The organism is Hymenobacter lapidiphilus, assembly GCF_003417065.2.
Classification (GTDB): Bacteria; Bacteroidota; Bacteroidia; order Cytophagales; family Hymenobacteraceae; genus Hymenobacter.
Map to the genome: position 1 here is coordinate 38,801 of NZ_QVLT01000014.1, position 13,876 is coordinate 52,676.

The 13,876-nt window shown below is 59.9% G+C and carries 14 protein-coding genes; 6 read left to right on the plus strand and 8 right to left on the minus strand.

What is annotated here, in order from left to right:
- Positions 1–375: 375 nt before the first annotated feature.
- The 4 genes from D0N36_RS10165 (at position 376) to D0N36_RS10180 (ending at position 4,477) form a co-directional block, all read left to right on the plus strand.
- Positions 376–1,617 (plus strand): PQQ-dependent sugar dehydrogenase, encoded by a 1,242-nt coding sequence (locus D0N36_RS10165; RefSeq protein ID WP_116941286.1) that lies wholly within the window; start codon positions 376–378, stop codon positions 1,615–1,617.
- A gap of 528 nt (positions 1,618–2,145) precedes the next feature.
- Positions 2,146–2,526 (plus strand): hypothetical protein, encoded by a 381-nt coding sequence (locus D0N36_RS10170; protein WP_147320826.1) that lies wholly within the window; start codon positions 2,146–2,148, stop codon positions 2,524–2,526.
- Between the two features lie 104 nt (positions 2,527–2,630).
- Positions 2,631–2,777, plus strand: a complete 147-nt coding sequence (locus tag D0N36_RS10175; protein ID WP_190242607.1) for a hypothetical protein — start codon at positions 2,631–2,633, stop codon at positions 2,775–2,777.
- Entirely contained in the window at positions 2,774–4,477 is a 1,704-nt protein-coding gene (locus tag D0N36_RS10180; RefSeq protein WP_116941287.1) for a sodium:solute symporter family protein, read from the plus strand. Before D0N36_RS10175 ends, D0N36_RS10180 begins: the two co-directional genes overlap by 4 nt.
- A 214-nt stretch (positions 4,478–4,691) precedes the next feature.
- Here D0N36_RS10180 and D0N36_RS10185 read toward each other — a convergent pair whose 3' ends face one another.
- From D0N36_RS10185 to D0N36_RS10205, 6 genes are all read right to left on the minus strand, one after another.
- On the minus strand, positions 4,692–5,348 hold the full coding sequence (locus D0N36_RS10185; protein ID WP_317191457.1) for a DUF2911 domain-containing protein: 657 nt from the start codon (positions 5,346–5,348) through the stop codon (positions 4,692–4,694).
- Complete coding sequence (locus D0N36_RS19600) at positions 5,291–5,596, minus strand: DUF2911 domain-containing protein (RefSeq protein ID WP_242478871.1); 306 nt, start codon at positions 5,594–5,596, stop codon at positions 5,291–5,293. Before D0N36_RS19600 ends, D0N36_RS10185 begins: the two co-directional genes overlap by 58 nt.
- A gap of 235 nt (positions 5,597–5,831) precedes the next feature.
- On the minus strand, positions 5,832–6,365 hold the full coding sequence (locus D0N36_RS10190; RefSeq protein ID WP_147320827.1) for a hypothetical protein: 534 nt from the start codon (positions 6,363–6,365) through the stop codon (positions 5,832–5,834).
- 12 nt (positions 6,366–6,377) lie between these two features.
- Entirely contained in the window at positions 6,378–8,225 is a 1,848-nt protein-coding gene (locus D0N36_RS10195; RefSeq protein WP_190242608.1) for an ABC transporter ATP-binding protein, read from the minus strand.
- A 125-nt stretch (positions 8,226–8,350) separates the two neighbouring features.
- The gene (locus tag D0N36_RS10200; protein WP_116941290.1) at positions 8,351–8,830 is read right to left on the minus strand and encodes an energy transducer TonB; all 480 of its coding nucleotides are present in this window, start codon (positions 8,828–8,830) and stop codon (positions 8,351–8,353) included.
- A 116-nt stretch (positions 8,831–8,946) separates the two neighbouring features.
- Positions 8,947–10,428, minus strand: a complete 1,482-nt coding sequence (locus tag D0N36_RS10205; protein WP_190242609.1) for a sodium:solute symporter — start codon at positions 10,426–10,428, stop codon at positions 8,947–8,949.
- A 248-nt stretch (positions 10,429–10,676) separates the two neighbouring features.
- Between D0N36_RS10205 and D0N36_RS10210 the strand changes: the two genes are divergently transcribed.
- Positions 10,677–11,027: a hypothetical protein gene (locus tag D0N36_RS10210; protein ID WP_199798323.1), complete on the plus strand. Its 351-nt coding sequence runs from the start codon at positions 10,677–10,679 to the stop codon at positions 11,025–11,027.
- 192 nt (positions 11,028–11,219) lie between these two features.
- On the opposite strand, the gene D0N36_RS10215 is transcribed toward D0N36_RS10210, so the two are convergent.
- Together D0N36_RS10215 and D0N36_RS10220 are read right to left on the minus strand one after the other, a co-directional pair.
- Positions 11,220–12,233, minus strand: coding sequence for an MBL fold metallo-hydrolase (locus tag D0N36_RS10215; protein WP_116941292.1), 1,014 nt, complete (start codon positions 12,231–12,233; stop codon positions 11,220–11,222).
- A gap of 227 nt (positions 12,234–12,460) precedes the next feature.
- The gene (locus D0N36_RS10220) at positions 12,461–13,018 is read right to left on the minus strand and encodes a hypothetical protein (RefSeq protein WP_147320828.1); all 558 of its coding nucleotides are present in this window, start codon (positions 13,016–13,018) and stop codon (positions 12,461–12,463) included.
- Positions 13,019–13,170: 152 nt separating this feature from the next.
- Between D0N36_RS10220 and D0N36_RS10225 the strand changes: the two genes are divergently transcribed.
- The gene (locus D0N36_RS10225; protein ID WP_116941294.1) at positions 13,171–13,833 is read left to right on the plus strand and encodes a hypothetical protein; all 663 of its coding nucleotides are present in this window, start codon (positions 13,171–13,173) and stop codon (positions 13,831–13,833) included.
- The last annotated feature ends 43 nt before the right edge of the window (positions 13,834–13,876 follow it).

The window sequence follows — 13,876 nt, forward strand, 5'->3', positions numbered from 1 at the left end:
GCATTTTCTCGCGGAGGCTCGCGGAGGCTCGAAGGAGGTGGTCTGATAAATCTGAACAGCATCGGGTGGGAGTCCTGCCTGACAGTAAGCCGGCCTGCCCGGCCCAGGCCACCATAGTGCAGCCCCCGTTCCCCACAGAAACAATGTGCGCAGGAGCCCGGCGGTTCAGGGGCGGCCTGAATAGCGGTAGGAACGATTATCGATACGAAGCGTAGGTGTAACCCAGCAACTTCCGGGGCCAGACAACTCCTCGCGCCAACTATTCCCGCCATTTGGCTGGCAGGCCGTTACGGCACCAGCTTATCGTCTCTAACCTTACTTCTCATGGATAGCCGCCAATTCGTTCGTATATCCACCCTTTTGCTGGCTGGCCTCATGGCCGGCTGCCAACAATCCGGCCAGCAGACGGGTGTGCAGGACCCCGGCACAGAAAATCCTGCGCAGGTTTCGGGCCAGGCCGGCTGCTCGCCCCTGGAAACCCGGCAGGCCAAGGTGCCCAGCCAGCGTCCTACCACCCCCGACCAGACTCGGGCCTGCTCCATTACTTCTGCGGCGGCATTCGATGTAACAGTGCTGGCCAAAGGGCTTGAGCATCCGTGGGCGGTGGAGCCGCTGCCCAACGGCGACCTGCTGGTTACTGAGCGGCCCGGCCGGCTGCGCATAATATCGGCTCAGGGGCAGGTCGGGGAGCCCCTTAAGGGCCTGCCCGCGGTATACGCCACGGGTCAGGGCGGCCTGCTTGATGTTGCCCTGAGCCCCACCTTTGCCACCGACCAGCTGCTATACTGGACCTTTTCCGAGCCCCGCGGCGCCTCTGGCAACGCTACGAGTGTGGCCAGAGGCGTGCTCTCGTCTGACCGCCGGAGCGTGAGTCAGGTGAAGGTGATTTTTCAGGCTTTACCGGCCTACAACGGCGACAATCACTTTGGCTCCCGCCTGGCTTTCGGGCCCGATGGCATGCTGTACGTAAGCCTCGGTGAGCGTTCGGACATACAAATCCGCCCCCAGGCCCAGCAGATGAATAGCCACATGGGCAAAACACTCCGCCTCACTCCCGACGGTAAGCCAGCCCCGGATAACCCGTTTGCCAAGCAGGCCGGAGCGCTGCCCGAAATCTGGACGGTGGGCCAGCGCAATGTGCAGTCCATGGCCTTCGACGCGCAGGGCCAGCTCTGGTCGGTGGACATGGGCCCGCAGGGCGGCGACGAGCTGAACCGGATTGAGGGGGGCAAAAACTACGGCTGGCCCGTGGTCACGTTTGGCGAGGAATACTCGGGCGAGCCCATCCCTAATTCCGTTACGACCAAGCCGGGCTACGTGGATCCGGTCTATTACTGGGACCCGGTTATTGCCCCGTCGGGAGCCCAGTTCTACTCCGGTAGTGCCTTCCCTGCCTGGCAGGGCAACCTGTTTGTGGGCTCGCTCAAGGACAGGAATTTGGTGCGGCTGCAACTGGAGAACGGCCGCGTAACGGGCGAGGAGCGCCTGCTTTCCAACCGTCGGCAGCGTGTGCGCGATGTAAAGCAGGGACCAGACGGGGCGCTGTACGTCGTCACGGATGAGGACAACGGTGAGCTGTGGAAAATCACCCCCTCATCGTCGGGTAGCAGGCCGTAGGAAGGGTTAGCTGGTAGAAGATAAGCTCGCAGCTTGAATGTTTGAGCCAGCGTTACCTTGTGCACCGTATGCCGCGACCCAGCGCGCGCATGTAGTCTGAATATACCCCATGGACATGCGTTTTTATCTGCGCCTGCTGATTGTTGCGCTGTTGGCTGTTCCGGTTATCCTGCTGCTTATCGTTGGGGTAGATGTGCCGCTGGCTGAGCTGCTGCATCAGCAGGGCCCCTACTACCCCGCCAAGTGGGACCCCACTATCAGGCTGTTATCAGCAGCCACGACTCCGGCGAAATCCCCAAGGAAAGTTCCATTCTGGTGGCCGACTAGGCAAGGGCCACTACATCTGCTCCAGCCTGAACTTCTTCCACGAGCTGTCCGCTGGGGTGCCAGGGGCCTACCTACTGCTCACTAACATGTTGCCCTTGGGGAAGTGGAAACAGACTTTTAACGCACATTCACTCGCACTTAATTTCTTGCAAAACCAGATATATGAGTTGTTTAATTGCTTGGTTAATCGTCTTATTTTTCATGCCTATTGGTTCGAGTAATGCGCAATGTATAAGTGATGATGCCTGTTGTGTTGTTCAAAAAATAAAATTTATGAATAATAAAGATTTTCCCGAAGGAAGTGGAGTGTATATATTATACGTTAGAACACGAAATAATAAATATAGAATTGTTTCAACTGTTGCGAATGAAAATGAGGAGAAGTGTATTCAAGTAGGTGTTTGTTATAGTTTTGCTGTAAAAGATTATTTCTATCAAGATTCAAAATCTCCTGTCGATTTTGAATTGGCTCAATCGGATGGTGCAGTAATCAACGGTAATTATATTAAAAGGAATGAAGGAGATTACAAAAGCTTGTTCTATGATGAGAATTTAGAAGGCCTATGTTTTAGACAACAATAGTATAGGGGAATGTGGACCAATTTTAACAATTGCCTCAACTTTACCCATGTCGAATATCTCGTTAGTAAGTACCTTCGCCTCTTCTCTGTTTAAGCATTTTCGCTGTGCCGCATACTCCTACTTCATTAGCAACTGAACCCGACAATAAACCGCCGCTGCTGCCTTCGTGGCGGGCCTGGTACTGGCTGGTGCTGGGGGCGCTGGGGGCCGAAATCGGCTTGTTCGTGTACCTGACCCGGCTGTTTGCATGAGTGGGCTCGACTGGCTGATTCTGGGCGGAACGCTGCTGTTCATTGTGGGCTACGGCACCTGGCGCACCCGCCGCGCCGGCGCCTCGCTCGACGACTACCTGCTGGGCGGGCGCACGGCCTCGTGGTGGGCGGTGGGCCTGAGCATCATGGCCACGCAGGCCTCGGCCATCACCTTCATCAGCACCCCCGGCCAGGCCTACGACGACGGCATGCGCTTCATCCAGTTCTACCTGGGCCTGCCGGTGGCCATGGTGCTGATTGCGGTGTTTGCGGTGCCCATCTACCACCGCCTGCAGGTGTATACGGCCTACGAGTACCTGGAAGGCCGTTTCGACCGGCGCACCCGCACCTTCACGGCGCTGCTGTTTCTGGTGCAGCGGGGCCTCAGCAACGGCCTCTCACTCTATGCGCCGGCGCTGGTGCTGTCGGCCATTCTGGGCTGGAATATCCACCTCACCGTCTGGCTCATTGGCGGGCTAATGATTGGCTACACCGTGAGCGGTGGCACCAAGGCGGTGGCCGTAACCCAGCAGGCGCAGGTGGCCGTTATTTTTACCGGAATGGTAATTGCCGGCTACCTGCTGGTGCACTACCTGCCCGAAAACGTGGGCTTTACCGATGCCATGCGGGTAGCTGGCTCCCAGGGCAAGCTCAACCTGATCGACTTCCATTTCGACCCCAATGACCGGTACAACTTCTGGTCGGGCATTACCGGCGGCCTGTTTCTGGCCCTCTCGTACTTCGGCACCGACCAGAGCCAGGTGCAGCGCTACCTGGCCGGCCGCGACCTGACTGAAAGCCGCCTGGGTTTGCTGATGAACGGTTTGCTCAAGATTCCGATGCAGTTCGGGATTCTGCTGCTGGGCGTGCTGCTGTTCGTGTTCTACCAGTTCAACCCGGCCCCGCTCACCTTCAACCGGCCCGTTTACCTGGAGGTAGCCCACTCCGAGCAGTACGGTCCCCAGCTGCGGGGCTTGGAGCGCAGCCACGCCACGCTATTCAAGGCTCGTGCCCAGGCCACCGGCGAGCTGGTGGCGGCCCTCAAAACCGAAGACGAGCCAGCCATTGCCGCCGCCGAAACGCGTCTGCAAACCGTACAGGCCGCCAACCTGGGGCTGCGCGAGCAGGCCCAGAAACTGATGAAGCAAGCCGTGCCCTCCGTCGAAGCCAAAGACACTGACTATGTGTTCCTGACCTTCGTGCTCAATTACCTGCCCCAGGGGCTGGTGGGCCTGGTGGTAGCTGTGGTACTAAGCGCCGCCATGGGCTCGGCCGCCGCCGGCCTCAACGCGCTGTCGTCCACTACGGTGGTGGATTTGTACCGGCCGCGCCGGCCGGGCCGCACCGAGGCGCATTACGTGGCGGCCTCGCGTTGGGCGGCGGTGGGCTGGGGCGTGCTGGGCATTGCCTTCGCCACCTTCGCCGCCCGCCTCGAAAACCTGATTCAGGCCGTCAACATCCTCGGGTCGTTCTTCTACGGCACTATTCTGGGCATCTTTATGGTAGCCTTCTTTATCAAGTCGGTGAATGGCCGCACGGTGTTCTGGTCGGCGGTGGTGGCCCAAATCGTGGTAGCGGCCCTGTTCTTCGGCACCGATATCGGCTACCTCTGGTTCAACATCATCGGCTGCGCCCTGGTGGTCCTTTGCAGCGTAGGGCACAAGCTGTTGGCCGTAAGTCCGGGCATCAATAAGGCGTAGCGCCATAAGGCTGGAGCGCGAAGCTCCAGCTTCGCGTATCGTTGCTGACGTGACAACGATTTCGTTCTACGATGCGCGAAGCTGGAGCTTCGCGCTACAGTCTCTTTGTGTCAGTTTTAATCAACAAAAAGCCCCGTCTGACAATTCAGACGGGGCTTTTTATTCTTGGAAACGGATAGCTAACAGTTGATGACTCTCAGCTAACAGTTCAAAATTACTTAGCCTTCTTGGCTTCCATAATCAGCTCGTCGTTCATCTTCACGTAGTCCATGTTCTTGGCTTCGGTGGCCAGCTTCTTCGACATTTCGGCGGCCGTAACGGCACCTTTGTAGTCCTTCATCTTCATGCGGATTTTAGCCTCGGTCAGCATGTTCCAGAACTTGGGGTCCTTGGCGTTGGCCTGCTGCATCCAGGTCAGGGCCTGCTTGAGGTCCTTGTCGTTGTCGAGGTAGTACACGGCAGCGGCTGCCAGGTCGCCGTTGGTAGGGCTGGCGTTGTTGATGACCTTCTCATTGATCTGGGCCATTACCTTGGGCTCCACGTCGGCCGTGAGCTTGAATTTTACGGCCGTCTGGTCCCACATCATCACCACATTGGTGGTGGCGGGGGTGAAGTCGCTGAGGTCGATGGTGAAGATTTCGACTTTCGAGTTCAGCTTTATTGGCTTCACTTTAAAGCTGGCCACGTTCTCCTCATCCTTGAAGCCGTCCACGTTGGCCCCCATCTTGGTGTTCTTGTTGAGTACAATGGTCCACTCGGTTTTGCCGGGGATGGTGTAAAGGCCGTACTCACCGGCGGCTACTTTCTTGCCTTCTACCAGGATGTCGTCGGCAAATTTGATGGTGGTAGTGTTGTTGGCGCCGGTGCGCAGCGCTGGCCGTAGATAACCACGCTCTTGTCGGCGGCGTCGCCGAAGCCCAGGCGGGTGCGCAGGCTGGGCCGGAAATAGGTGATGGTTACGTCGGTGAGGCCCACGCGCTGCATCAGAGTGCTTTTGGGGCTGGGCTGGGGCGTGCTGATTTGCGCCTGAGCCGCGCCGCCGCCGAGCAGCAAACCGGTGAGAACCAACGTGGCGCCGGGGATGCGGGCAGTGGAAGGACGAGAGGTGGAAAACGACATACGAAGCAGGAATAGGGGTGAAGGTGAGAGTAGTTTCAGGGTAAAAATAAGCAAACCAAAATCGTCCGCTCGCTCAGCCAACTCGCCGGCTGCCCGGAAGTTCAGATGCTGAGATTTTCGCCATCAGTTGATACGCTTCAGCCGATGTTCCGATACCAGAGGCCCGCAGTCAAATATACCGGAGTGTAATAGTCCGCCGGATGCCTGGCCGTAGCGGCCGATACACGGCCACCGCTTAAATCCGCTGCTGCCGAATCTGGTGGCGCTCCAGCAGCCGGGCTACGTCGGCGGCGGTAGCGGGGGCCTGCAGGCAGCGCATATCCAGGTAGTAGCAGGCTGCCGCGGTAGGGTAGAGCAGCAGCCAGTCGGGCCCCACCCACACGGCCCGCCGGATAAGCTTCCATTGCCCCGGAAACTTGCCCAGCGCACTGCGACCGATGATTTCGGTAGCAGTCAGGGTGAAGTCGACGGGCTGCTGCAGCGCCTGCTGCCGCTGGTAGCCGCGCCGCAGTTGCCAGCGCACCAGCGCCAGCCGAAGCAGCCCGTAGGCTACGCCCACGCCCAGGAACACGAGCGTGAAGGGGCTGCCAAGCCGGCCGTTCTGCCACAGGTCCAGCCCCACGCTCAGATTCAGTAGTAATAGGGCCGCACCCAGCAGCCAGTACAGGCGGCGCGTGGCCGGCCGCGCCCGCCACAGCCGGAAGTTCACGGCCACAAACTCGTCGGCCGACAGGCGCACGGCGGGCAGGTGATAAGGTGGTTCGGGCAAAACAAGGAGTGCTTACGTCAGCTCGAACTGCAGGCGCAGCAAGTTGGCGTAGAGGCCGCCTTCCCGCTCGCTTAGCTCTTCGTGGGTGCCTTGCTCCACAATGCGGCCGCCGTCGATGACCAGGATTTTGTCCACTTTCCGAATGGTGCTGAGGCGGTGGGCGATGATGATGCTGGTGCGGTTCTGCATCAGCTCGTCCATGGCGCCCTGCACCAGCATCTCGCTTTCCGAATCGAGCGAGGACGTGGCTTCGTCGAGGATGAGGATGGCGGGGTTTTTCAGGATGGCGCGGGCGATGGCCACGCGCTGGCGCTGCCCGCCCGAGAGCTTGATACCCCGCTCGCCCACCACCGTATCGAGGCCTTCGGGGAAGCCCTGAATGAAGCGGTAGGCGTTGGCCCGCTCGGCGGCCTCGATGATTTCGGCATCGGTGGCACCGGGGCGGCCGTAGGCGATATTCTCGCGGATGGAACCACCGAACAGCAGCGTCTCCTGGGGTACAATGCCGATTTGGCGACGCAACGCCGTCAGGTCGTAATCGGCTACCGGGTGGCCGTCGATGATGATGCTGCCGCCACTTAGGGGGTAAAACTGCATCAACAGGCCGGCAATGGTGCTTTTGCCGGCGCCGCTGGGACCCACGAGGGCAATTTTCTCGCCCGCGCCGATGTGGAAGTCAATGTCGGTGAGCACCGGCACGTCGGGACGGGTGGGGTAGCGGAAGGCCACGTGCTCGTAGCGGATGTCGCCCTCGATGCTGACCGGCACGATGCCGGTAGCGGGCTCGTGGTGGGTGGGCTCGGGCGTTTCGTCCAGAATTTCAAGGATGCGCTCGGACGCGCCCAGCGTGCTCTGCACCTTGCCGTACATCTCACCTAAACCGGCAATAGAAGCCCCAATAAAGGCCGTGAACAGCAGGAAGGTGAGTAGCTGGTCCACTTCGAGATGGTCGGGGCCGGGGTAGTAAACCAGCGTAGCCGCCCGCCACAAAATCAGGATAATGGCACCGGTGAGGCCGATAATGATGAACGAGACGAAGCCGCCGCGGTACAAGTTGCTCTTCAGCGCCGCCCGTACCACCCGGTCGAGGGCCGTGCCATAGCGGTTGGTTTCGAACCGCTCGTTGGTAAAGGCCTTCACCGAGTTGATGGCCTGCAGGGTCTCCTCGACGATGGTGTTGGTGTTGGCTAGCTCCAGTTGGGTTTCGCGGGCTAGTACCCGGATTTTGCGCCCGAACAGTCCGGCCGCCAGGATGATGGGTGGAAACGTAATCAGCATGAACAACGACAGCTTCACCGACACAATCATGATGGCCGTAATGCCGATGAGCAGGGTCGAAATCTGCCGGAACAGCTCGGCCAGCGTCAGCGAAAACGTGTCCTGAATCTGACCTACATCAGAGGTAATGCGCGAGGTGATGGCGCCCACGCGGTTCTGCTCGAAGTAGGGAATGGGCAGCTGCACGAACTTGCCGTAGAGCGCCCGCCGAATGTCGCGCACTGTAAACTCGCCCACCTGGGTAAAAAACCAAATGCGCCCGAACGAAAAGAGCCCCTGGAACACAATGATGGCAAACAGCAGCAGCGCAATCTGGTCGATGCCCAGCACCCAGCCGTTAGGCAACACCAGGGGCCGATGGTCGGCCGCCCCCAGGAGCTTGCCGGCCAGCCACGGGAAGGCCATGAACGTGCTGCTGCTGAGCAGCAGCATCAGCGTGCCCACTATAAACTTGCCTTTGTATGGCAGCATGTAGCGGAAAATCCGCAGGCTGCGCTTGAGCGACTCCTTGTTTACTTTTGGTTTGGGCAGCTCGGCCGTTGCCGGGTCGCTGCCGCTGCTATTCATTCCACTTCGGGCCATTTCTTCTGGGAAGCTGGAAGCTAGGAGCCAGAAGCCAAGAGTTGGAAGAAAGAAGTGGGGAAGCCTGTATTTCGGCCTCCCAGTTCTTTAATTCTAGCTCCCGGCTTCTACCTTCTAGCTCCTCATTATTCAAATTTCGGTTTGCCCTGCTCTACCTGCAGGCCCTCGGAAACCCCAAACGGCACGGGCAGGCGCACCTGGATGGGCACGGGCTGGCCCTTGCGGGTGGCGGGTTTCCAGGCGGGCATCTGGCCCAGCACCCGCAGCGCCTCGGTGTCGCACTCAGGGCTCAGGGGCTGCACCACCGAAGGGTTGGTCAGGTGGCCGTCGGCTTCCACCGTGAAGGTCATAACCACGTGGCCGCTGATTTGCTTGACGCCGGCGGCTTCCGGATACTTCAGGTTCTGCTGGAAAAACTGGTTCAGGCCCTTGGCGCCGCCCGGAAACTGGGGTGGCACGTCGGGGCGGTTGGCGGCGGGCTTCGCCTGGGCCTTCATGGCCGTGGCTTTCAGCTCGACGGGCTTTTTGGCCGGCGCCGGCTGCTGGGCCCGCGCTTCCCAAAGGCCCAAAGATACGAGCAGCAGGATGAAGGGAAGGTGTTTCATGTGGAGGGCTTGAAGGCTGGAGGGCTTATCGTCGGCGCTAGTGGTCGGGCAAACTCAGCTGTCATTCGGGCTGACAGGCGGGGCCACTGCTCGCGCGGTTTACTTCACAACAACCCTTACGCGACGGGGTTCAATTCGAGGTTGCGCGGGCGCGAAATTATCCACAGCCCCAGGAAGGTAAGCAAGCCGTTGAGAATCAGGATTTCGAAGCCGAACTTATAGCCCCACCAGGCTTCAGAGTTGGCGTTGATGAACCAGGTAAGCAACGGCGTGAGCAGGCACAGGGGCAGCACGAGCTTGTCGTGGAGGCCGCGGCTGGTGAAAATGCCGAACGAGTACAGCCCCAGCAGCGGCCCGTAGGTGTAGCCAGCGGCCTTGAACACGGCCGTAATCACGCTCTGGTCGTTGATGGCCCGAAAAATGAGGATAATCACAATCAGTACCACCGAAAAGCCGAAGTGGGTGAGCTGGCGGATTTTCTTCTGCTTTTTCTCCTCGTACTGTCCAATGCCGAGCATGTCGATGCAGAACGAGGTGGTGAGGGCCGTCAGGGCCGAGTCGGCGGAGGCGTACGTGACGGCAATGATGCCCAGAATAAATATCACGCCCGCAAACAGGCTGAAGTGGTTGGTAGCCAGCAACGGGAACACGCTGTCGCCGATAACGGCGCCGGTTTCGGGGTTGACGGGCAGCGCGATGCCCTTGGCGGCGGCAAACTGGTAGAGCAGCACCCCGAGCGAGAGGAAAAAGATGTTCACGAGCACAATGGCAATCGTGAACCAGAACATGTTCTTCTGGGCATCGGCCAGGTTGCGGCAGCTCAGGTTTTTCTGCATCAAATCCTGGTCGAGGCCGGTCATCACAATGGTGATAAAGGCGCCCGAGGCAAACTGCTTCCAGAAGAACTTATCGTCTTTGGGGTCGGAGAAGTAAATCTGCGACATGGAGCTGTCCTTCACCGTTTCCACCAGCCCGGCGAAGCCCAGGTTGAGTTCGTCGGCCATCAGGTAAATGCTCACAGCCACGCAAATCAGCATGGCCATAGTCTGGAAAGTATCGGTCCAGAGGATGGTTTTGAGGCCCCCGCTGAAGGTGTAGAGGTAAATCAGGAAGATGGCGACCGTAACGGTAACGGCAAACGGCACGCCCAGGCTGTCGAACACGGCCAGCTGCAGCACCCCGGCCACCAGAAACACCCGGAACGCCGCGCCCACCGCCCGCGAAAGCAGGAAGAAGAACGCGCCCGTTTTGTAGCTCCAGAAGCCGAACCGCTGCTCCAGGTACGTGTAAATACTCACCAGCCGCAGCCGGTAGTAGAGCGGCATAAGCACGGTGCCAATCACCAGATAACCTACCGTGTAGCCCAGCACCACGGCCATGTAGCTCCAGCCCTGCCCGGCCACCATACCCGGAATCGAGATGAACGTAACGCCCGAAAGCGAGGTGCCAATCATGGCAAAGGCCACCATGTACCAGGGCGCGTTGCGGTTGGCAATGAAGAACGACTCGCTCGTGGCCCCGCGCGAAGTGAGGTAGGCAATAAAGATGAGGACCACAAAGTAGCCCGCAATCAGACTCAGAATAAGGGTGGGGGACATTTCCTAGTGCTTAGTTATTGGTGCCTAGAGCTTAGCCTGTTCTCTGAGCCTTGGCAGAATGGTGGGCAAAACAGGGCGAAAAGGCAAAACTACGATTCTATAACTGCTTGCGCGGAAGTCGCTAAAAACCCAATCAAGCAGCAGCCAAACCGCTATACCGGCCAACGGTAGCGCCTGGCCGTTTGAGGTGTACATTTGACAACCAACATTTTCAGGTAGAAATTATGACAAGTAAACTGTTCACAAGTGTGCGAATTCTTTTTGGAGTATTCCTGCTCTTCTTCGGATTTGATCATTTTTTCAATTACATCCCTTTCCCCGAGATGGCACCCAAGGCCGACGCTTATTTTGCAAGCCTGTCGTCCACTGGCGTGATGCAGATGGTCGGAGTTGTGGAAATCGTTTCGGCTCTGGCCTTTATATTCAATAAGTACGGAGCCCTGATGGCCGCCATACTCATGAGCGTATCCATTAATGCCGTTCTGTTTCATATTTCATTAGACCCTGCTAAAATTTACGGGGCGCTTATGCTTTTGATTCTCAATGTAAGCATGCTCTATTTTTATAGAAATCAATACGACCAACTCTTAAAACCCTAGCCCGATATACAGTTCGCCAAACCGCTATAAGCCCCAATAACCACAAGACTTATGCAAAAGTAGGCCGTAAGCCTGTAGCGCGAAGCTCCAGCTTCGCGCATCGTTAAACATAATTATTTGGAAGTCAGCACCGATACGCGAAGCTGAGCTTCGCGCTACAGCCGTTTTGCGTAAGTCCTACTAAGCACCAAGCTAAACCCAATCCTGCCAGCGCAGCACCTCGCCCACGGCGGGGATATGCAGCTCAGCGCGCAGCATGCCCGAGGCGGCAATTTCGCTGAGCAGGCGCTGGGGTTCCGAGGCGGGCTCATCGCTTAAGTCGAAGGTGCCGTGGTGCATGGGCACCAGGTGGCCCGCCCGCAGCAGGTTGGCCGCCTTGGCCGATTCGTGGGGGTTGGTGTGGCTGCCCGACATCATATAGGCCGGCTTGTAGGCCCCGATGGGCATCAGCACGACATCCAGGGGCCCGAACTGCCGCTCAATCTCCTCGAAATGGCCGTTCATGTTGGTGTCGCCGGCGAAATAGATGGTGCGGCCGTCGGGCAGGCGCAGCAGCAACGAGCCCCAGAGCACCTCATTCACATCGAGCAGGCCGCGGCGGTACCAGTGCGAGGCGGGCAGCGCGAACAACTCGAAAGGCGCCTCAGGGCCTAGGTCGAACTGCTGCCACCAGCCGGCTTCCTGCACCGGCAGCTTGGGGGCCATACCGCGCAGCAGTTTCGGCAGCCCCAGTGGCCCGAAGGCTCGCAGCTGCGGGTTCTGGCGGGCCAGCAGTTTAATGGACTGCTCGTCGAGGTGGTCGCGGTGGCCGTGGCTGAGCAGCAGCAGATCGATGCCCACGAGGTCTTCGGGGCGGCAGGGCAGGGCGTGGCGGCGGCGCAGGCCCACCGACGAGAATAGCAGCGGGTCGGTAATCATCGTCACGCCCGCCACCCGCAGCACGAAGCTGGAGTGGCCCAGCCACAGCAGTCCGTCCTCCTGGCTGCGCAGGAACTCGGTGCCGTCTACCACGTCCGGGGCCCAGGTATCGGCCTTCTTTTCTTCCTTCTGCGGATTCTTGCTCAGCTGCCACTTAAGCAGCGTGCTCAGCTGCGGCTCGTACAGTTCCGGGCCGTTGCAGTATGCGTTGCCCACCAGTTTGTTGCCGGGGTAGGCGGGTTTAATGGTGCGCAAATCGGGGTTGCGCACGAAGCGGACGGAGGCCATGCAGAAGGTAGCGTAACGAAACAAAGCGCCGCCGCTAAACGGGCCGGGGCAGCGCGGAAATATACCAGTTGCGGATTGGTATGCAAAAACGCAGTAGGGTGCGGGGCTTGCCCCCGCCCGCCGTTGCACGATTCAGGCTGGCTTTGTCCGACGGCGGGCGGGGGCAAACCCCGCACCCTATTGCCTGACTCAATCCCGAGTAGTAGATTTCTTCAGCCGAAACCAGCCTAATAGCCCCAGGGCGAGCCGTAATAGCCGCCCGGCTGGGTTGTGGCCCCGTTGCTCACCCGCACCCCGCCCGACACCGAAAAATTCTCGGTGAAGTGGTAGTCGGCCCGCAGGTTCACGCCCTGGCCCAGGTTGCCGCCGAAGCCCGCGTAAGGATTCACGCCAAACTGGCCGGCCGGCGTCAGGTCTTTCCAGGCCGAGCCGGTAAGCAGCAGCCGCGGCGAAAGCGCATATTGCCCGCCGCCCTGGATAAGGTAGTGGTTGGTACCCGGCAGCAGGGGCCGGGCGCCATCGGCGACGGGCGGCGCGAAGGCCGTGCCCGGCGTGGTGCGCAGGTAAGTCAGGCCCCCGAACACCGAAAACCGCTTGCTCAGCGGCAGCGAAACCGTGGGGCTCAGGTAGGTAGCCGAGCCGTAGCGGCCGGCAAACGTGGCGCCGGCCTGCAGGCTGTACGAGGGCCGCAGCCCCGGCTTGGGGGCGGCAGGGGCGGTGTCCTGGGCCTGGGCGGCGAAGGACAGCAGCAAAGCAGCGGGCAGCATATAAACGAATCGGGACATGGCGAAAGATACGAAACCGCGTAGTAGGGCGGGGCCGCGCTGGGCCCCCGTGTTAAAGACCACGCCGCCCGAATTGGTTGCATCGGTGGAGTAGCGGCTCGCCTATTCGTCGGCGCAAAGCCGTTTCTTTACGCCCTATCCGCCCGCATTTTATGTCCGACGACGAATTCCTGCCCTACCAGCGCTTCCCCAACGCCACGGTGGCCCAACCGCTGCTGGAGCTGCTGTACGCCCACGACATCGAGGCCCAAACCCGCTTCGACCAGCCTTCCTTCGATATTTCGTTCGCCTTCAACGAAACCAACCGCTATTTCCAAGTGCTGCTGCGCCCCGCCGACTTCGCCCGCGCCCAAGCCCTGGAGCAGCAGGCCGCCGAGGCACTCACGGCCGATCTGCCGGCCGACTATTACCTGTTCGCCTTCTCCAGCGCCGAACTCCACGACATCATGCTGCGGCCCGATGAGTGGAATCTGCTCGATGTGGCCCTGGCCCGGCGGCTGCTGGCCGAGCGGGGCGAGGCCCTGAGCCCGGCCCGGCTGGAGGAATTGCGCCAGCAGCGCCTCGACGACCTGGCCCGCCCCGAGTCCCGCCAGACCCGCGGAGTGCTGGCCGGCTACGCCCTGGCGCTGCTGGGCGGGTTTTTCGGCCTGCTTATCGGCTGGCACCTGTACTCGCACGGCCGCCAGCTACCCGACGGCCGGCGCGTGCCCACCTTCCGGCCCGCCGACCGCGCCCACGGCCTCCGGATTGTGGTGCTGAGCAGCCTGTGTATGCTGGGGCTACTGGTCTGGTTTTTCTGCCGGGAACTGCTGTAGCGCAACCAGCGCAGCAGTTCCCGGCAGAAAAGCTGTTTAGAGA